Origin of the sequence: Kitasatospora sp. NPDC002040, assembly GCF_040296785.1 — a bacterium.
Lineage (GTDB): Bacteria > Actinomycetota > Actinomycetes > Streptomycetales > Streptomycetaceae > Kitasatospora.
This window is the reverse complement of record NZ_JBEOXV010000005.1, coordinates 161,604-179,445: the sequence shown is the minus strand read 5'-3', so window position 1 is coordinate 179,445 and position 17,842 is coordinate 161,604. Positions and strand designations below refer to the sequence as shown.

Annotated in this window: 17 protein-coding genes; 11 read left to right on the top strand and 6 right to left on the bottom strand. The window is 74.0% G+C overall.

The features are described 5' to 3' along the window. The first annotated feature begins 35 nt into the window (after positions 1-35). Entirely contained in the window at positions 36-1,031 is a 996-nt protein-coding gene (locus ABT118_RS15980) for a hypothetical protein (protein ID WP_350668910.1), read from the top strand. Between the two features lie 46 nt (positions 1,032-1,077). Here the strand turns inward: ABT118_RS15980 and ABT118_RS15975 are convergent, their stop codons facing one another. Beyond that, positions 1,078-1,851 carry an aminotransferase class IV family protein gene (locus tag ABT118_RS15975; RefSeq protein WP_350668909.1) on the bottom strand — a complete coding sequence of 258 codons (774 nt, stop codon included), beginning with the start codon at positions 1,849-1,851 and terminating at the stop codon, positions 1,078-1,080. A 35-nt stretch (positions 1,852-1,886) separates the two neighbouring features. Then, entirely contained in the window at positions 1,887-2,288 is a 402-nt protein-coding gene (locus ABT118_RS15970; protein WP_350668908.1) for a (2Fe-2S) ferredoxin domain-containing protein, read from the bottom strand. A 177-nt stretch (positions 2,289-2,465) separates the two neighbouring features. On the opposite strand from ABT118_RS15970, the gene ABT118_RS15965 reads away from it, so the two are divergent. Further along, on the top strand, positions 2,466-3,128 hold the full coding sequence (locus ABT118_RS15965; RefSeq protein ID WP_350668907.1) for a hypothetical protein: 663 nt from the start codon (positions 2,466-2,468) through the stop codon (positions 3,126-3,128). A 7-nt stretch (positions 3,129-3,135) separates the two neighbouring features. Here ABT118_RS15965 and ABT118_RS15960 read toward each other — a convergent pair whose 3' ends face one another. Next, positions 3,136-4,158, bottom strand: a complete 1,023-nt coding sequence (locus tag ABT118_RS15960) for an ABC transporter substrate-binding protein (protein WP_350668906.1) — start codon at positions 4,156-4,158, stop codon at positions 3,136-3,138. 230 nt (positions 4,159-4,388) lie between these two features. Between ABT118_RS15960 and ABT118_RS15955 the strand changes: the two genes are divergently transcribed. The 8 genes from ABT118_RS15955 (at position 4,389) to ABT118_RS15920 (ending at position 11,598) form a co-directional block, all read left to right on the top strand. Further along, a complete protein-coding gene (locus tag ABT118_RS15955; RefSeq protein WP_350668904.1) occupies positions 4,389-5,408 on the top strand; it encodes a hypothetical protein in 1,020 nt (339 codons plus the stop codon). After that, the gene (locus tag ABT118_RS15950) at positions 5,405-6,277 is read left to right on the top strand and encodes a MurR/RpiR family transcriptional regulator (RefSeq protein ID WP_350668903.1); all 873 of its coding nucleotides are present in this window, start codon (positions 5,405-5,407) and stop codon (positions 6,275-6,277) included. The genes ABT118_RS15955 and ABT118_RS15950 overlap by 4 nt, the downstream gene beginning before the upstream one ends. An 84-nt stretch (positions 6,278-6,361) precedes the next feature. Then, positions 6,362-7,597, top strand: coding sequence for a discoidin domain-containing protein (locus ABT118_RS15945; RefSeq protein ID WP_350668902.1), 1,236 nt, complete (start codon positions 6,362-6,364; stop codon positions 7,595-7,597). 31 nt (positions 7,598-7,628) lie between these two features. After that, the gene (locus ABT118_RS15940) at positions 7,629-8,558 is read left to right on the top strand and encodes an N-acetylmuramic acid 6-phosphate etherase (protein WP_350668901.1); all 930 of its coding nucleotides are present in this window, start codon (positions 7,629-7,631) and stop codon (positions 8,556-8,558) included. Then, on the top strand, positions 8,555-9,376 hold the full coding sequence (locus ABT118_RS15935; RefSeq protein WP_350668900.1) for an ABC transporter permease: 822 nt from the start codon (positions 8,555-8,557) through the stop codon (positions 9,374-9,376). Before ABT118_RS15940 ends, ABT118_RS15935 begins: the two co-directional genes overlap by 4 nt. Then, the gene (locus tag ABT118_RS15930) at positions 9,355-10,101 is read left to right on the top strand and encodes an ABC transporter ATP-binding protein (protein WP_350668899.1); all 747 of its coding nucleotides are present in this window, start codon (positions 9,355-9,357) and stop codon (positions 10,099-10,101) included. Before ABT118_RS15935 ends, ABT118_RS15930 begins: the two co-directional genes overlap by 22 nt. Continuing rightward, complete coding sequence (locus ABT118_RS15925; RefSeq protein ID WP_350668898.1) at positions 10,088-11,017, top strand: N-acetylglucosamine kinase; 930 nt, start codon at positions 10,088-10,090, stop codon at positions 11,015-11,017. The genes ABT118_RS15930 and ABT118_RS15925 overlap by 14 nt, the downstream gene beginning before the upstream one ends. A 92-nt stretch (positions 11,018-11,109) precedes the next feature. Further along, entirely contained in the window at positions 11,110-11,598 is a 489-nt protein-coding gene (locus ABT118_RS15920; protein ID WP_350668897.1) for a carboxymuconolactone decarboxylase family protein, read from the top strand. Positions 11,599-11,622: 24 nt separating this feature from the next. On the opposite strand, the gene ABT118_RS15915 is transcribed toward ABT118_RS15920, so the two are convergent. After that, positions 11,623-12,132 carry an HAD domain-containing protein gene (locus tag ABT118_RS15915; RefSeq protein WP_350668896.1) on the bottom strand — a complete coding sequence of 170 codons (510 nt, stop codon included), beginning with the start codon at positions 12,130-12,132 and terminating at the stop codon, positions 11,623-11,625. Next, complete coding sequence (locus ABT118_RS15910; RefSeq protein WP_350668895.1) at positions 12,129-13,784, bottom strand: FAD-binding dehydrogenase; 1,656 nt, start codon at positions 13,782-13,784, stop codon at positions 12,129-12,131. The genes ABT118_RS15915 and ABT118_RS15910 overlap by 4 nt, the downstream gene beginning before the upstream one ends. A 358-nt stretch (positions 13,785-14,142) precedes the next feature. Here ABT118_RS15910 and ABT118_RS15905 point away from each other — a divergent pair, with 358 nt between their 5' ends. Continuing rightward, a complete protein-coding gene (locus tag ABT118_RS15905) occupies positions 14,143-15,087 on the top strand; it encodes an SGNH/GDSL hydrolase family protein (RefSeq protein WP_350668894.1) in 945 nt (314 codons plus the stop codon). 62 nt (positions 15,088-15,149) lie between these two features. Here the strand turns inward: ABT118_RS15905 and ABT118_RS15900 are convergent, their stop codons facing one another. Next, entirely contained in the window at positions 15,150-17,573 is a 2,424-nt protein-coding gene (locus tag ABT118_RS15900) for a DUF8508 domain-containing protein (RefSeq protein WP_350668893.1), read from the bottom strand. Positions 17,574-17,842: the final 269 nt, after the last annotated feature.

The following is a 17,842-nucleotide window of genomic DNA, read 5'->3' as shown; positions in this document are numbered from 1 at the left end:
GCGGGCGGACCGGGGAACTGGGGGGCAGGTGCCGTATGAGCGGTGAGAAGTTCGGGGTTTCGCTGACCGAGCTGGCCGAGATCCAGCGGGACTGGCAGCAGATGAGCGAGCGGATGGCCGAGATGACCTCCAAGCTCGGCCAGATCAAGAGCACGGTGGCCCGCGCGGTGGCCGTCGACCTGATGGCCGCGCCGTTCGCGGGCATCATCGGCTTCGCGGCGGTGGCCGGCCAGATCGCCGGCGAGGTCGAGGACATCAACAACCGGGCCGAGAAGCTCCAGCAGACCAAGGAGAAGCTCACCCAGGCGATCGGCGACGACGTCCGGAAGCTCCAGTCGGTGATCAAGGAGTACCAGGAGGCGGACCGGAAGATCGAGGAGGACCAGCGCAACCAGGACAAGGACCGCCAGCAGCCGGAGAAGCCCAAGCCCAGCGGCAACGGCGACGGCAAGGGCAGCGGAAACGGCGGCCACGGCTCCGGCTCCGGCGGCCACGGCAGCGGTGACCAGGGCGGCAACGACTCCGGCGACCAGGGCGACAAGAGCGACCCGGACGCGAAGCCCTCGCACGAGGGCAAGATCCCGGTCAAGGACGTCGAGTACGGCGGCCGCGGCTCCTGGAAGAGCGGCGAGGCCGCCGTCCGGGACTACATCAGCCAGACCCTCGACCTGATGGGCATCACCGACCCGGCTGCCCGCGAGCAGTGGACCAAGGGCCTGCTCACCATGGCCGGTCGCGAGTCCTCCTTCAACTCGCTCCCGCTGGCCAACGGCTGGGACAGCAACGCCACCGGCCCGAAGCAGTCCGACGGCTTCCCGGCGAACTCCTCGCGCGGCCCCTGGCAGTGCATCCCGAGCACCTTCGCGGCCTACCACCAGACGGGCACGTCGACCAACATCTACGACCCGGTGGCCAGTTGCGCGGCCTCGATGAACTACATGATGGACCGGTACAACGTCTCCCGGGACGGTCACGACCTGGCCGCCAAGGTCCAGCAGGCCAACCCGAACAAGGGCGCCCGGGGCTACTGACCCCCGACTGCCCCCGCCTCCGCCCTCGCCTCCGGGCGAGTTCGCCTCAGAGCGGCTCGCCCGGGGCGGCGGCCCAGGCTTCGGCCAGTGCGGTCAGCAGCGGGTGGCCGGGGTCGAGGGCAGTGCCCTCGACAGCGGCGATCGGGCGGACGCCGACGGCCGCGTTGGTGGCGAACGCGGCTTCGTACTGCGGCAGTTCGGCCGGGGTGACCCGGGCGGTGCGGCCAGGGTGCAGGTCGCGGAGCAGCGCCAGCGTGGTGCCGGGCAGGTACGCCGCCTCGGGCCAGACCACCCCTCCGTCCCGGACCAGGCCGAGGTTCCAGGTGCCGCCCTCGCTGACCGCGCCGGTGCCGTCGACGAACAGCGCGTCGTCGTACCCGGCCAGTTGCGCCTCCCGGCGGTGGCGCAGCGCGCCGAACAGGCCGACGCCCTTCACCTCGGGCCGGTCCCGCTCGTACCGCACCGGGCGCACCCGCAGCGGCCCCGGCACCGCACCGCCCGCCGCACGGGTCGTCACCAGGACCGCGGGGTCGGCCTTCCCGCCCGGGTTGCCGAGGTCGAGCGCGGGGTCGAAGACCGTGATCCGCACCATCGTGCTGCCGCCGGCGGGCACCGCCCTGCGGGCGTACGCCCGCACCGGCTCCGGGTCCAGGTCGGTGCCGAACAGCGCCCGGCAGTCCCGGCGCAGCCGCTCCAGGTGCAGCCCGAGCCCCCGCACCCGGCCGTCGCGCACCAGCATGGTGGTGAAGTGCCCGTAGTTGGTGAGCGCCAGCGCCTGGAGCTCCGCCGGGGTGACCGGCCTGCCGTTCAGTTCCGCCATGCCCGAAGCATGCCAGGCCCGGCGGGTTCCGGGTCTCAGCCCGGCAGGCCCTCGCGCACCCGGCGCGAGACGGCGAACTCCTGCAGGTCGAGCGTGCCGGGCGAGTCGGCGAGGCCGGGGCCGCCGGCCTTCACCCAGTCGGTGATCTCGTCCAGCATGTCGTCGGCCAGCACCCAGCCGAGCCAGACCGGCCGGCCACCCGCCGCCCGCCCCTCGGCCGAGGGGCTCACCACCACCACGTTGGAGTGGTCGCAGGCGTCCAGGCACGGCACCGCCCGGACCCGCCCCGCCGCTCCGACGCCTTCCTTCAGCCGCACCAGCTGCGCCGCGTGGTCGACCCCCGGGTGGCGTCGCTCGGTACCGCAGCAGCACCCCCGGCAGACCGTCACCGTGACCGGCGCCGCAGCAGCGGCCTCCTTACGGACCTTACGAGCCATCAGCTTCCCTCCCCGACCTGCCCCGACCCGACACCCCGAGCCCCTGACCTGCACCCTACCGGTCACCGCCCCACGTCGGACCACCCCCGGCCACCCCGGCCACTCACCGCGCGAGGTGCCTGAGGGCTGCCTATGGTGGGCCGCAGTCGCACCCCGACCGTGCACAAGGAGTACGCCTTGGAGCTTGTACCGAACGACGATCCGCTGGACGGGATGCGTCGGCTGGTGGAGGAGGACGTCCTGGGTTACGAGCCGCAGCAGGGGTACGCCGACCGCTGCTGGGTGCTCCACTCGGCGTACGACGGGGCGGAGCGCCACCGCTGGTCCGACCTGCTGGCGAGCGTCGGCAAACGCCTGGAGGACTGGGAGTTCACCCCCTCGTGGCGGGTGTTCACGGGACTGGCGGTGCCCGAGGGCCTGAACCTGTCGGTCGGCGAGATCGACCGGGAGAGCCTCGGCCGGCTGGTCGAGCTGGTGGCGCGGCACAGTCCCGAGGGGCTCCGGACCGAGTGCTACTGGGCGCAGGCCGCGATCGAGGACCTGGGCCGACCGGTCCCGGTCCGGCGCGGCCGACTGGATGAGGCGCCGGCCCACCACGACGCCAGTTCCGGCCGCAACGGGGCCTCCTGGGTACAGTTCCCGGCCCACTGGTGGCCCCGGAACGGCTCCTGGTTCGTCGTCACCGACTGGGACCTGAGCGCCACCGAGGTCTTCGGCAGCCGCGCCCTGATCGCCGATCTGCTGGCCGACGAGCTCCTCGAAGCCGTCCGCCACCCGAGCGTCGCCGAGGTCTGGCACGGCTCGGCCCGATGGCGCGCGCCCGGGGGCGCGACGGGGTGACGGGAGGTCAGCCGCCGTTCTTCGCGGCCTGCTGGACCGCTTCGAAGCGGGTGTCGAACTCGGCCGAGACGTCGAGCGCCTCGGGGATCGCCTTGGCCTGCGCGAGCAGGTCGGCCACCCGCTGCTGCTCGGCGATCGCGGTCGGGTAGTCGGGGACGGTGGGCTTGCCGTTGTTGGCCACCACCGCCTCGCCGACGGACTGCGGCAGCTTCTGCACGCCGACGAAGTACGCCTGCACCCAGTCCTGCCCGTGCCCCGCCAGCCAGAGCTCGGCCCGGGTGAAGCGGGCCGAGAGGTCGCGCAGCGCGGCCGTCCTGGCCTCGTCCCGCAGCGCGGCGCCGGGGGCGACCAGGAACTGCAGGCCGCTGGTGAGCCCCTTGTCGTCGGTCAGCTCGTGCGCGCCCTTGTCCTGGTTGGCGACCAGGTACTTGGTGCCCAGCGGCTCGGTCACCAGCCCGGCGTCGACCTGGCCGGAGGCCAGCGCGGCGGGGGTGTCCAGCGGGGTGAGGTTGACCAGGGTGACGTCGGCGGGCGTGAGGCCGGCGTTCTTCAGGGCCCGCAGCAGCGCGGGCTGGAAGGTGGTCCCCTGGGTGTAGGCGATCTTCTTCCCCTTCAGGTCGGCGACCTTGGTGGCGGTGCTGCCGGGCGAGGTGACGATGTGCACCGCGTCCTTGCTGGACTGCACCACCCCGACCACCTTCACGTCCTGCCGGGCCGCCTGGGCGAAGATCGCCGGCGTCTCGGCGACGATCCCGACGTCCAGCGAGCCGCCCCGGAAGGCCTCCAGGATGGCGGGCCCGCCCTGGAACTTCCCGTACGTCAGCTTGTACGGCAGGTCCTTGTCCTGGCCGGAGGCGTGCAGCAGCGTCTGCAGCAGGTCGTTCTGGTCACCGACCCGCAGCTCGGTACCGGCCGGGACGACGGTGGGCAGCGGCCCGGCCACCGGGGCCGACGCGGTGTCGGCCTTCGTGCCGCAGGCGGTCAGCGCGAGGCCGGTCAGCGCGAGGGCGGCAATACGGCGGGTCGACACAGGGGCTCCTCGGGGTTCGTAAATTACTTACGGGATGGCCGTAAGATTCGACCCAGCGCCCGCCGATGTCAATCGGCAAAAGCGCCCCGACATTTACTCATTTACCCAGGTCAGAGCGGTAATTGGAGCCAGAAGCGGCAAGTGTTGCAGCCGCGTGAAATGTTCGAAAGTTTCTTTCCAACGGCTCGTCGGCTCCCCTAGGCTCACCCTGACCCCAGGAGGTGAGCACCATGCGAGCGGCCTATCTGCTCGACCCCGGCACCTGGACCCCGGAGCGGCTCGCCGCACTGGCCGGCGCCGGACTCGACACCGTCGTCCTCAAGGCGGCCGCCGTCACCCCCCGGCTCGCCTCCGCCGCCCGCCGGCACGGGCTCCGGGTGATCGGCAGCGTCCCCTGCTTCCGGGCCGGGCCCGAACACCCCGAGGCCCTGCGGCCGGTCGACGAGCAGGGCCGCCGCTGGGAGCCGATGGAGTGGTACGAGGGTCTGATCCCCAGTCACCCCGACCACAACGAGGCCCTGGTGCGGCGCTGCGCGGAAGCCGCCGGCTCGCCCGATCTGGACGGGCTGGTGCTGGACTTCCTGCGCTGGCCACTGCACTGGGAGCTGGAGCTGCGCGCCGGGGCCAGCCCCCGCCGCGGGTCCTACGACCCGGTGACCCTGGCCGGCTTCACCGCGCGCACCGGGCTGCGTCCACCCACGCCGGAGGACGTACCGGCCACCGCCCGGTGGATCGACCGCCACCACCGCAGCGCCTGGCTGGACTACCGGGTCCGGACCGTCACCGCCGTGGCCGCCGCCGTCCGCGACGCCCTCCGGGCCACCCGCCCCGGGCTCTGGCTCGGCGCCTTCCTGGTCCCCGCGCCGGAGCCGCAGCGGCGCGAGCTGACCGGACAGGACACCGCCGCACTGGGTGAACTCCTGGACGGGCTGCTGGTGATGAGCTACCACGCCATCCTGCACCGCCCCGCCGACTTCCCCGCCTCGGCCGCCGCCGAGGTCCGGCGGCACACCGCCACCCCGGTCGTCCCGATGGTCCAGGTGACGGCCGACCCGGCGCACGCGCGCGGGGCCGACTGGGGGCCGGCCGTCGACGCCGCGCAGTACACCGCCGCGCTGCGCGGTAGCCTGCGCGCCGGGCGCGGTGAGGTCTGCCTCTTCCCCGGTGAGGGGCTGGACGAGGACCTGCTGCGCCTGACCCGGGAGCAGACCGCGCTCCACCCGCACCCGTTCACCGGAGGAGCCCGATGACCGACGACCTGCTGACCCGGATCCGGATCCGCCGGGACGGCCTGCCCCCGGCCGAGCGCACCATCGCCGACCTGGTGCTGCGCGACCCCGGGGCCGCCGCCGAGTGCACCATCACCGCGCTGGCCAAGGCGGCGGACACCTCGGAGACCACCGTCCACCGGTTCTGCCGCTCGCTGGACCTGCGCGGGTACGCCCAACTGCGGCTCGGGCTGGCCGCCGAGGCCGAGCGGCTGCGGGCCGACAGCCGGGCCGACCTCGCCATCGGCGGCGAGATCGGGCCCGACGACACGCTCGAACAGCTGGTGGGCAAGGTCGGGTACGCCGACGCCAGGGCGGCCGAGGAGACCGCGGGCCAGCTCGACCTGACCGCGCTCGCCGCGCTCGCCGACGCGGTCGGCTCGGCCCGCAGGACCGAGCTGTTCGGCCTCGGCTCCAGCGCACTGGCCGCCCAGGACGCCGCACAGAAGCTGCTCCGGCTCGGCTACTGGGCCACCGTCGGGACGGACGTGCACGCCGCCCTGACCAGCGCGGCCCTGCTCCGCCCCGGCGACCTCGCCCTGACGGTCACTCACTCGGGCCGGGCCCGCGAGGTGGTGGACTTCCTCCGCCAGGCCCGCGAGTCCGGCGCCGTCACCGCCGCCGTCACCAGCAACCCCGCCTCCCCGGCCGCCGGGCTGGCCGACATCGTGCTGGTCACCGCCGCCCGGGAGACCACCTTCCGCAGCGGCGGCACCGCCTCCCGGATCGCCCAGCTCACCGTCGTGGACTGTCTCTACCTCGCCCTCGCCCAACGCTCCTACCAGCAGACCGTCGAGGACCTGGAGCGCGCCCACGAGGCCGTCCGGTCCCGCTCGCTGCGCCCCCGCTGACCCCTGTCCCGTCCGCTCCCACCGCCCCGCGCACCCGGCGCCCCGGCGCGCTCCGTGCTGCCCGCAACCACCCGAGGAGTCCCCGTGCCCCGCCTCCGCACCGCCCTGGGCCGGCTGATCGTCTGCCTCGCCGTCGGCGCCTCGGCGGCCGTCGGCCTGCCGGCCGGCGCCGCCACCGTGCCCGACGCCGCTCCGGCGTTCACGCTGTACGACAACACCGCCTACGCCTCGGCCGCCATCGGCCACGGCGCGGTCCGCGCCAACCTGGTGCCCAACTACACCTGCACCCCCCTGGTGGCGGGCAACGCGCTGCCCACCGAGGCGCAGTGGAAGGCGATCGTCGTGGCGGCCAACGTCAACCCGGCCGCCCCGCTGGTGCTCGACTGCGAGAGCCTCTACCTCACCGGCAGCGCCGCCAACGCCGCGAACCACCTGCAGCGACTCGCCCAACTCCAGTCCTGGGCCCGGGCGGTGACCGGTCCGGAGCAGACCATCGGCTGGTACGGGCTGCTCGGCAACACCGCGGTCGCGCACCGTCCGCTGTACCAGCAGCTGATCCAGCAGGCGGGCCCGACCGCCTTCTTCCCCTCCGCGTACACCTTCTCGGCGAACGAGACCAGCTGGAGCAGCACGCTCACCGGCAACCTCGCCACCGCCGCCGCGATCGCCCCCGGCGTCCCGGTGTACCCGTACGTCTGGCCGCAGTACCACCAGGGCTCCTCGCCCGACTCGCTCTCGCTCGGCTTCGTCCCGGCGGCCCAGTGGTCCTACCAGCTGGCCACCCTGCACGACCTCGGCCTGACCGGCGCGGTGGTCTGGGGCGGCTCCAACACCACCGTCTGCGACCCGGCCTGCCAGGCCGCCGCCGGCTCCCAGGGCTGGCTGCCGCAGACCCGGTCCTTCCTCGACTGGACCGGCTCGGGCGCCGACCGGCGCACCGACCTCGCCCTCGGCGCCACCGCCACCGCCTCCTCGGTGAACGTGACCGGCCGCGACGCGGCCAAGGCGGTGGACGGCGACCCGGCCACCCGCTGGGGCAGCCAGTACACCGACCCGCAGTGGCTGAGCCTCGACCTCGGCGCGGCACACCGGCTGACCGGCGCCCGGCTGGTCTGGGAGACCGCCTACGGCACGGCCTACAGCCTCCAGGGCTCCCTCGACGGAAGCAGCTGGACCACCCTGCACGCCACCACCACCGGCGCCGGCGGCACCGAGCTGGTCGACCTCGACGGCACCGCCCGGTACGTCCGGCTGCTCGGCACCGCGCGCGGCACCGGCTACGGGTACTCGCTCTGGAGCCTGAACCTGTACGGCAGTTGACCGACCCGCACGTCCCGAAGGAACCCCACCCGTGCACCCACCGCTCCCCCCGTCCGAACGGCGCAACCCCGCCAGCACCGGCATCGACCGGCTCGGCACCGCCGAGCTGCTCGCCCTGATCAACCGTGAGGACGCCACCGTGGCACCGGCGGTGGCCGCCGCCCTGCCCGAGCTCACCGCCCTGGTGGAGACCGCGCTCACGGTGCTCGCGGCCGGCGGCCGCGTGCACTACTTCGGCGCGGGCGCCTCCGGCCGGGCCGCCCTGGCCGACGCCGTCGAGCTGTCCCCCACCTACGGGGTCGGCCCGGAGACGGTCTGCCCCCACCTGGCGGGCGGCCCGGCGGCGCAGCGGTCCGCCGACGAGGCGGCCGAGGACCGGACGGACGCCGGGGCGGACGCGCACCTCCGCCCCGGGGACCTGGTGGTCGGGGTCAGCGCGAGCGGCCGCACCCCGTACGTCGGTGCGGCGCTCGCCGGCGCCCGGGAGGCCGGGGCGGCCACCGCGCTGCTCTCCACCGATCCGGACGCCCCGCTGGCCCGGTTCGCGGACCTGCACGTGGTGCTCGCCACCGGCCCCGAGGTGGTCACCGGCTCCACCCGGATGAAGGCCGCCACCGCGCAGAAGCTCGCCCTCAACATGTTCTCCACCGCTCTGATGGTCCGCACCGGACGCACCTGGTCGAACCTGATGGTCGCCGCCTCGGCCGGTAACGCCAAGCTGCACCGGCGCGCCGTCCGCACCCTGGTCGAGGCGGCCGGCGTCCCGGCGGCCGAGGCCGAACGGGCGCTGCTGGAGAGCGCCGGCGAGACCGCGACCGCGCTGGTCGCCCTGGTCACCGGCGCCGGCACCCCGGCCGCCCGCGCGGCGCTGCACACGACCGGCGGGCGGCCCTGGGCCGCCGTCCGCCGGCTGACCGGCCCCGACCCCACCGCTCCCGACCGCCCCGAGGACCACCGATGACCACCACCACCGCCGTCCCCCGGCCACCGGCCGGACGCATCCGGCGCCCGGTCGGCCGACGCGGCCGCCGGGTGCCCTTCGCCCGCGCGCTCGGCCCGCTGCTGGTACTGGCGGTGTGGCAACTCGCCGCCACCACGGGCGCCCTGGACCCGCAGACGCTCGCCCCGCCGGGCGAGGTGGCCGCCACCGGCTGGGAGCTGATCCGCACCGGCGACCTCCAGCAGCACCTGCTGGTCTCGCTCCGCCGGGCCGCCACCGGCCTGGCCTTCGGGGTGGCCGCCGGGCTGCTGCTCGCGCTGGCCGCCGGGCTCAGCCGGATCGGGGAGGCGCTCCTCGACGGGACGGTCCAACTCCTGCGCGCCCTGCCGATCCTGGCCCTGGTGCCGCTCGCCATCCTCTGGTTCGGGATCGGCGAACAGGTGAAGATCGTTCTGGTCGCACTGGGCACCTTCTTCCCGGTCTACCTCAACACCCACGCCGCCCTGACCGGCCAGGACGCCCACTGGGCCGAACTCGCCCAGACCCTGCGGCTGCGCCGCCTCGACTACCTCACCCGGATCGCGCTGCCCGGCGCGGCACCCGGCTTCTTCACCGGCCTGCGGATGTCCGTGACCATCTCCTGGCTGGTGCTGGTGGTCAGCGAGCAGATCAACGCGGACAGCGGCATCGGCTACCTGATGACCGAGGCCAGGACCTTCGGCCGGACGGACGTCATCGTGGTCGGCCTGGTCGTCTACGGCCTGCTCGGCCTGCTCTCCGACACCCTGGTACGACTTCTGGAAGGACGCGTCCTCTCATGGCGCCGGACACTCTCCTGACCACCGCTCAGCCCCCGGACGCCGCCGTCCGGATCACCGGTCTCACCCGGGGATTCGACGGCCGCGAGGTGCTCAGCGACGTCCGACTCGACATCGCCGCCGGGGAGTTCGTCGCCCTGCTCGGACACAGCGGCTCCGGCAAGTCCACCCTGCTGCGGGCCGCCGCCCGGCTCGACCACGACGCCAGGGGCACCGGCACCGTCGAGGTGCCCGAACGCCGGGCGGTGGTGTTCCAGGACGCCAGGCTGCTGCCCTGGGCCCGGGTCCTCGACAACGTGGTGCTGGGCCTCGACGGCAGCCGGGCCGAACGCCGCCGGCTCGGCCGGGAGGCCCTGGCCGAGGTCGGCCTGGCCGCGAAGGAACGCTCCTGGCCCGCCACCCTCTCCGGCGGCGAGGCCCAACGGGCCGCCCTGGCAAGGGCGCTGGTGCGGGAGCCGGGACTGCTGCTGCTGGACGAGCCGTTCGGCGCGCTCGACGCGCTGACCCGGATCCGGATGCACGCGCTGCTGCGCCGGCTGTGCGAACGGCACCGCCCGGCCGTCCTGCTGGTCACCCACGACGTGGACGAGGCACTGCTGCTCGCCGACCGGGTGCTGGTCCTCACCGAGGGCCGGTTCTCGCTGGACACCCCGGTGGAACGCGGCACCGGCCGGGACGACCCGGAGTTCCGCCAGCTGCGCGCCCGGCTGCTGACCGAACTGGGCGTCACCGATGCCGGCAGCTGAGCTCCTGCTGGGCCTGGACGTCGGCGGCACCGGCACCCGGGCCCAGCTCACCGACCCGACCGGCCGCCGGCTCGGCTCCGCCCACGGCCCCGGCGCCAACCCGGGGACCTGCGGCGAGGAGCAGGCCGCCGCCCGGATCGCCACCGCCGTCCGGACCGCCACCGAAGGCCACGACCCGGCGCGGATCGCCGCCTGCGTGATCGGCCTGGCCGGGTACCGCCGCTTCGCCGACGACGCGGCGCGGCGGGCCTTCGCCGCCCGCTGCGGCCTGCCCGCCGACCGGACCTTCCTGCGTCCCGACGCCGAGGTGGCCTTCGCCGCCGGGACGGACGCACCCGACGGCACCGTGCTGATCGCCGGTACCGGCGCCGTCGCCTGCGACCTCCGGCAGGGCCGGGTCACCGCCGTCCGGGGCGGCGCCGGCTGGCTGCTCGGCGACGAGGGCTCCGGCCACTGGCTCGGCCGCGAGGGTGCCCGGCACACCCTGCGCGCCGTCCAGGACGGCGCCCCTGACGCCCTGTCGACCGCCGTCCTCGCCCACCTCGGCCTGCCGCCCGCCCATACCCCCGCCACCGCGGCCGCCCTGCTGCACGTACTGCACGCCGCGCCGTCCACCGCCCCGGCCGGGCTCGCCCCGCTGGTCGGCCGGGCCGCCGCGGCCGGGCTGGCGCCCGCCGTCGCGATCACCGAGCGGGCGGCCCGCCACCTCGCCGCGCTGCTGCCCGCCGTCCCGTCCGGCCCGCTGGTGCTGGCCGGCGGGGTCGCCGCCTCCCCCGGCCCGGTCCGCGAGGCGCTGACCGCACTGCTCCCCCGCCCGGCCGTGCTGGCCCGCGACACCGCCATGGCCGCGGCCTGGCTGGCGGCCCGCCTGCTCGCCCCCGGCGCCCCGCACGCGGCCTTCCTCGGGGAGGGCTGAAATCTTCTTCCCGGATCCGGTCACATCCGCGAAGGCCCACCCGTCGGTGCTGTGAGACCACTCAGCAGGCCGACAGACCAGAGGAGCCCACCATGGCGAAGACCCCGATCTCCCGGATGCCCGACCCAGGCGCGTTCGTCCCGGAGCTGGCCGACGTCAGCGCCGCCCTGTTCAAGGCGACCGGGAACCGCTCCGTGCCGCGCACCACGATCAACCTGGTCCACCTGCGGGCCGGACAGATCGTCAACAACACCTACCTGACCGTCCTCAACACCGGGTTCCTCCGCAAGGCCGGCGAGACCGAGGAGCGCATCACCGCCGTCGCCTCCTGGCAGGACGCCCCCTACTTCACCGCCGCCGAACGCGCCGCCCTCGCCCTGGTCGAGGCCACCCTGCAGCCCGCACCGCACGGCCGCGAGCGCGTCACCGACGAGCTCTACGCCGAGGCGGCCGCGCACTACGACGACAAGGCCCTGGCCACCCTGACCGTCGCGATCGGCCAGATCAACTTCTTCATCGCGCTCGCCGTCATCGGCAAGCCCCAGCCCGTCAGCTCCCTCGCCGACCGGCAGTGGGACTGACCCCGGCCCAACAGGAAGCCGCCGTCACGGGCCGGTTCCGCCCTGGTGCGAGCGGAGCCAGGCGTCGAGGACGGCGAAGTCCGCGTCCGTGAGGCCGCAGCGGGCGTCGACCCGGTGCAGCAGCGCCGCGCCGGGGTGGTGGGCGGCCACCCAGGCGCGGTCGGCGCCGGTCAGCTCGTCGTCGACCCAGACGAAGGGCCGGCCGGCCGCCCGTTCGACCAGGGTCCGGGTCTTCCAGTGCAGGCCGCGCGGCTCCTGCTGGTCGGACTCGGGCCAGGCCACCACCGGCAGCTCCGGCAGCCCGAGCCACGGCGCGAGCAGCTCGTTGGCGTCCGACATCCAGGTGGTGGCCCAGACCAACTCGCCCGGCAGCGCCAGCAGTCGGGGCCCGATCGCCGGGTCGGCCCGGGTCAGCAGCGGGTTCCCGCCGGGCGCCCGGCCGGACCCGTACGTCGGGTACCCGCCCGGCAGGTCCGCCCCGAACGGGACGATCGGCCCGTCGACGTCGAGGAAGAGCAGCGGGGCACCGGTCATCCGGTGGCCTTCGCCGCCGCACGGCCCGCGGCCCGGCCGGAGAAGATGCAGCCGCCGAGGAAGGTGCCCTCCAGCGAGCGGTAGCCGTGCACCCCGCCGCCGCCGAAGCCGGCCGCCTCGCCGGCCGCGTAGACGCCGTCGAGCGCCGTGCCGTCGGCCCGCAGCACGCGCGAGTCGAGGTCGGTCTCCAGGCCGCCGAGGGACTTGCGGGTGAGGATGTTCAGCCGCACCGCGATCAGCGGGCCCGCCTTCGGGTCGAGCAGGCGGTGCGGGGAGGCGGTGCGGATCAGCTTGTCGCCGAGGTAGCGGCGGGCGCCGTGAATGGCCGTCACCTGGAGGTCCTTGCTGAACGGGTTGGCCATCTCGCGGTCGCGGGCCTCGATCTCGCGCCGCAGCTCGGCCCCGTCGATCACCACCCCGGGGGTCTTGGCGTTCATCCCCCGGACCAGTTCCTCCAGCGAGTCGGCGACCACGAAGTCCGCCCCGTGCTTCTTGAACGCCTCGACCGGTCCGGTGGCCCCCGGCAGGGCCCGCCCCAGCACGCCCCGGACCGACTTCCCGGTGAGGTCGGGGTTCTGCTCCGAGCCGGAGAGCGCGAACTCCTTCTCGATGATCTTCTGGGTGAGCACGAACCAGGTGTAGTCGTGACCGGTGGTCATGATGTGCTCCAGCGTGCCCAGGGTGTCGAACCCGGGGAACAGCGGCACCGGCAGCCGCTTTCCGGTCGCGTCCAGCCAGAGCGAGGACGGCCCGGGCAGGATCCGGATGCCGTGCCTGGCCCAGATCGGGTCCCAGTTCTCGATGCCCTCGGTGTAGTGCCACATCCGGTCGCCGTTGATCAGGTTGCCGCCGGCTGCGCCCGCGATGTCCAGCATCAGGCCGTCCACGTGCGCGGGGACACCGGAGAGCATCCGGGTAGGCGGGGTGCCGAGCCGGGCGGGCCAGGCCTTGCGGACCAGTTCGTGGTTGCCGCCGATGCCGCCGGAGGTGACGATCACCGCCTGCGCCCGCAGCTCGAACGAACCGGCCACCTCCCGCGAACTGCCCTCGCCCCGGGCCACCGTGCTGGGCACCAGCACCTCGCCGGTGACGGTGTCCACCGCGCCGGCCGAGGCGCTCAGCCCGGTCACCCGGTGCCGGAACCGCAGCTCGACCAGTCCGCGCGCGACGGCCGCCCGGACCCGGCGGGCGAACGGCTCGACCAGGCCGGGCCCGGTCCCCCAGGTGATGTGGAAGCGCGGCACCGAGTTGCCGGGGCCGCTGGCCAGCAGCCCGCCGCGCTCGGCCCAGCCGACCACGGGGAAGAACCTGACGCCCTGTCCGTGCAGCCAGGAGCGCTTCTCCCCCGCCGCGAAGTCGACGTACGCCTCCGCCCAGCGGCGCGGCCAGGCGTCCTCGGGCCGGTCGAAGCCGGCCGTGCCGAGCCAGTCCTGCCAGGCCAGCTCGTGCGAGTCGCGGATCCGCATCCGCCGCTGTTCGGGTGAGTCGACCAGGAACAGGCCGCCGAAGGACCAGTGCGCCTGTCCGCCGAGCGAGGCGGCGGGCTCCTGGTCGAGCAGGATCACCTTCCGCCCGGCGTCGGCGAGTTCGGCGGTGGCGACCAGCCCGGCCAGCCCCGCTCCGATCACGATGACGTCGGCGTCCAGTGCCACGGGTGATCCTCCAGGTTGAGCGGGCGTGTCCGGATTCTGCGGCCTCGGAGGCCCTTGGTCAACCGGCCGGTAACCACCGGCGGCCCGGGAGCACCGCGCGCCCGGCGCCGGGAATTGCCCCGGCGAGCGAAAGCGGAATTCCCCGCCGCGGAATCCTTCCGCTCCTCCCCGTAGCGGAATGACGTGCTCAAACGATCCGCCATGGAGCGTATTTACCAAGGCAGTTGACGGATATTCGGGAATTCCGACCGACCCTCTGGACAGCCCGCTTAACCTGCCAGTAACTTACCTGCCAGTAGCTGTGGCCCGGCTTACCCCCCACCCACCCGGCGTTTCTCTCCACCCCTCAGGAGGAACCGTGCTCAGCCCTGCCCGCAAGCACCGCCCGAAGACCTCCCGCACCCGTCTGCCCGCCGTTCTCGGCGGTCTGCTGGCGGCCGCCGCGATCGCGACGCTGACCGCACCCGCCGCCCAGGCGGACACCGGCGCGGGCTCCTACGTCGCCCTCGGCGACTCGTACGCCGCCGGTGCACTGGTGCCGAACCAGTCCGGCGGGCTGTGCCTGCGCTCGGACCAGAACTACGGCCACCTGGTGGCCGCCGCGCTGAAGAGCACCTCCTACACCGACGTCACCTGCTCCGCCGCCAAGATCCGGCACCTGACCGAGGCCCAGTACGGCGTCTACCAGCCGCAGTTGAACGCCCTGGCGGCGAACACCTCGCTGGTGACGCTGGGCATCGGCGGCAACGACCTCGGGGTCAGCGACCTCGGCGTGGCCGAGCTGATCGCCACCTGCGTCGGCGGCGCCGTGGTCAACCCCTTCGGCACCCCGTGCAAGGACGTCTACGCCGACGGGCACTGGGCCTGGCGGGACTGGCAGTTCCAGTGGGTCTACGGCGAGGACAAGCTGCGCACCCGGATCGCCGACGCCGCGCCCCAGCTCGCGGACGGTCTGCGCCGGATCCACGCCAAGTCCCCCAACGCCAAGGTCCTGCTGGTGGGTTACCCCTCCGTGGTGCCGGCCGTCGGAACCAACTGCATCGGCCGCCAGCCCGTCACCTCCGGCGACGTGGAGTACCTGCACGGCGTGCTGAGCGACCTGAACGCCATGCTGGCCCGGACGGCCGCGGCGAACGGTGCCACCTACGTGGACACCGCGACCCCGACCAAGGGGCACGACGCCTGCTCGGACACCCCGTGGATCGAGGGCCTGCTGCCCTCCTCCCCGGCCGCCCCGTTCCACCCGAACGCGGCCGGCGAGAAGGCGATGGCCGGCGCGGTGCTCAAGGTCCTCGGCAAGTAGCCCCGGACACAGACCGACGGGGCGCGGACCGGAACTCCGGTCCGCGCCCCGTCAGTTGTCCGTCACGGCTTGATGCGCACGATCTGCGGGTCGTGGTCGCTCGCCTGCTGGGCGAACTCGCTGTTGATGTGCACGATGTCGTACTTGGCGTGCTGCACCGCGGGGCTGACCAGGATGTGGTCCAGCACCTGCGAGTTGCCTTGGAAGACGTACGAGTAGCGCTGGCGCTCCGGCAGCTCGTTCACCAGGTCGCGCAGCACACCGTCCTTGGTGAGCGCGGTCAGCGCCGGGGAGAACTGGTAGTCGTTGAAGTCGCCGAGCGAGACCACGGCGGCGTTCGGGTCGGCCGCCAGCAGCTTGGCCAGGAAGGCCTGCTCCAGGGTGGCCTGCTTGATCCGCTGCACCTCGGAGCTGCGGGTCGGCTGCTGGAAGCGGCTCTCCAGGCCCTGGTCGCCGCCCTTGCTGTTGAAGTGGTTGGCGATGACGAAGACCTTCTTGCCCTTGAAGGCGAACTGGCCCACCAGCGGCTTGCGGCTGCTGTCCCAGGCCGCGTCGGCCGGCTCGATCCGGCCGGGCGAGGCGGTCAGCGCGGTGCTCTTGCCGGTGCCGGTGACGCCGACCGCCGTGGTGGCCGTGCCGCCCGCGATGTCGGTGAAGGAGACCCGGGCCGGGTTGAACAGGAAGACCTGGCGGATGTTGCCGCCGGGCTCGCCGCCGTCCTTGTTGTTCTCCGGGTTGATGGAGCGCCAGTCGTACGCCGGGCCGCCGGCCGCCTGGATCGCGGCGATGAACTTCTGCACGGTCGCGGCGGCGTCCACGGTGCCGTCGTTGACGGCGCCGTTGGCGTCCTGGACCTCCTCCAGGGTGAGGATGTCGGGCGAGCGCAGGTTGGTCACGATGCCCGCGGCCAGCTCGGCGAACTTCGAGTCCGGGTCGGACGGGTCGAGGTTCTCCACGTTGTAGGTGGCGACGGTGAGTTCACCCTTCGCCGCCTCCTTGGTCACCTCGCGCTCCAGGCCGTTGTCCTGGCGGGCGCCGATGGTGTTGGCGACCAGGGTGTAGCCGCCGAAGCGGTTGTAGTCCAGCGGGCCGTCGGTGACGCCGGTGAGCTCGTCGCCCACGTTGGCCACCGGGAACGGCCGGTCCGCCTCCAGCGGGGCCGACTGGACCATCAGGCGGCCCGAGTTGGGGTCGTCGTAGCCGAGGTACACCACGCCGCCGCGCTTGGACTTCTCGTCCTTGCGCCGGGCCGCCACCCACAGCTCGTGGAAGGCGTCGGTGGCCTGGATCACCCGGACGTCCTTGACCTGGACGTTCATGCCCTCCAGCGACTCGTACCGGTCCAGCGCGAAGCTGCCCGGCTGCAGGGTCAGGCCCTCGATCGAGCCGTCCGCCGCGTCCGGGGCGTACGGCGCCGGGATCGACCGGTCGTTGAGCACGAACGGCGCGGGCACCGGGTTGCCGGCCGACAGCACCTTGATCGACGGCGCGGTGAGCTGGGTGAGCGACTGGCCGCCCGCGCTCTGGGCCGGGTAGTACTCGGCCACCTTGCCGGTCACCAGCACCGAATCGCCCACCTTGACGGTCGGGTTGGCGCTGCCGGTGTAGACGAACAGGCCCTCGCTGGTGGCCGGGTCGGCGTCCGGGGTCGGGTCCTGGATCCAGAAGCCCTTGGAGCCGTACGCCCGGACGGCGGTGACCACGCCGGGCACGCCCTGGACGGTCTTGCCGGTCAGCGGGGAGACCCGGGTGGTGCCCTGGATGTCGTGGATCCGCGCGGTGCCGGGCTCGGTCGGCTCCGGCGGGGTGTCGCCCTCGGGGACCTCGCCCTTGCTGTTCACCGGGCTGGTCGCCCCGGCCACCAGGTCGGCGGCGTTGTCGTCGGTGTCCGGCAGGCCGGCCTTGCGGGCCACCGAGGCGGTGTTGCTCGCCCCGGCGACCGGGCCCGAACCCTCCCGGACCACGGCGGTGCCGAAGCCCACCAGGTCCTTGATCCGCGGCTCGGCGGCGCAGTCGGCCGCGGTCTTGCAGGTCAGCGGCGCGGTGCCGTCCACCAGCGCGACGGTGCCGCTGGTGCCGGAGAGCGCCAGGGTGCCGGTGGCGTCCGGGGTGGGGAGCACCACGGTGCCGCCGGTGCCCGCGGCCTCGGCGATCAGGTAGCGGGCGCCGGGGGCGATCGAACCGGTCAGCGGAGTGACGCCCCACTGCGAGCCCGCGCTCGGCGTGCCGGGCAGGTACTGGACGCTGTACCCGGTAAGACCGAAGGCGCCGGTGCCCTTGTTGGCCAGCTCGATGAAGTCGTTCTTCAGCGTGGCACCGGAGTTGCCACCGCCGCCGTACACCTCGGAGATCACCGCGTCGGCCGAGGGCGCGGCGAAGGCGCTCGGGAGCGGGACGAGCACGAGCGAGCCCGCCACGACGACGGGCAGGACGGCCGCGCGCAGCAGGCTGCGGCGGGAACGGCGGGGAGCGGTGGGCTTGGTCACCGGGCAGAACTCCTCGGTCAGTGCTCCGACGGTCGTGGGGCCGACGGGAGCTGAGGGTGGGTCAGGCAGGGCGCGGCGGCGCACTACCCGCGTAGATCATGTACCGGTCCGATCCGGCGGGCCCCAAGATACGCGCGTAGAAAATGACCCGACAAGAGGTAGCCCGTTAACAGTTGGAAACCACCGGACGACGGCCTACCCGCGGGTACGGCGAAGGCCCGGGCCGGGAGGCTGCCAGTGGCAGTGCTCCCGGCCCGGGCCTTCAGGGG

Bases quoted from the DNA above. Each gene is read 5' to 3' on its own strand.
- ABT118_RS15980 (WP_350668910.1), top strand. From the start codon at position 36: ATGAGCGGTGAGAAGTTCGGGGTTTCGCTGACCGAGCTGGCCGAGATC.
- ABT118_RS15975 (WP_350668909.1), bottom strand. From the start codon at position 1,851: ATGGCGGAACTGAACGGCAGGCCGGTCACCCCGGCGGAGCTCCAGGCG.
- ABT118_RS15970 (WP_350668908.1), bottom strand. From the start codon at position 2,288: ATGGCTCGTAAGGTCCGTAAGGAGGCCGCTGCTGCGGCGCCGGTCACG.
- ABT118_RS15955 (WP_350668904.1), top strand. From the start codon at position 4,389: ATGCGAGCGGCCTATCTGCTCGACCCCGGCACCTGGACCCCGGAGCGG.
- ABT118_RS15950 (WP_350668903.1), top strand. From the start codon at position 5,405: ATGACCGACGACCTGCTGACCCGGATCCGGATCCGCCGGGACGGCCTG.
- ABT118_RS15935 (WP_350668900.1), top strand. From the start codon at position 8,555: ATGACCACCACCACCGCCGTCCCCCGGCCACCGGCCGGACGCATCCGG.
- ABT118_RS15930 (WP_350668899.1), top strand. From the start codon at position 9,355: ATGGCGCCGGACACTCTCCTGACCACCGCTCAGCCCCCGGACGCCGCC.
- ABT118_RS15925 (WP_350668898.1), top strand. From the start codon at position 10,088: ATGCCGGCAGCTGAGCTCCTGCTGGGCCTGGACGTCGGCGGCACCGGC.
- ABT118_RS15920 (WP_350668897.1), top strand. From the start codon at position 11,110: ATGGCGAAGACCCCGATCTCCCGGATGCCCGACCCAGGCGCGTTCGTC.
- ABT118_RS15915 (WP_350668896.1), bottom strand. From the start codon at position 12,132: ATGACCGGTGCCCCGCTGCTCTTCCTCGACGTCGACGGGCCGATCGTC.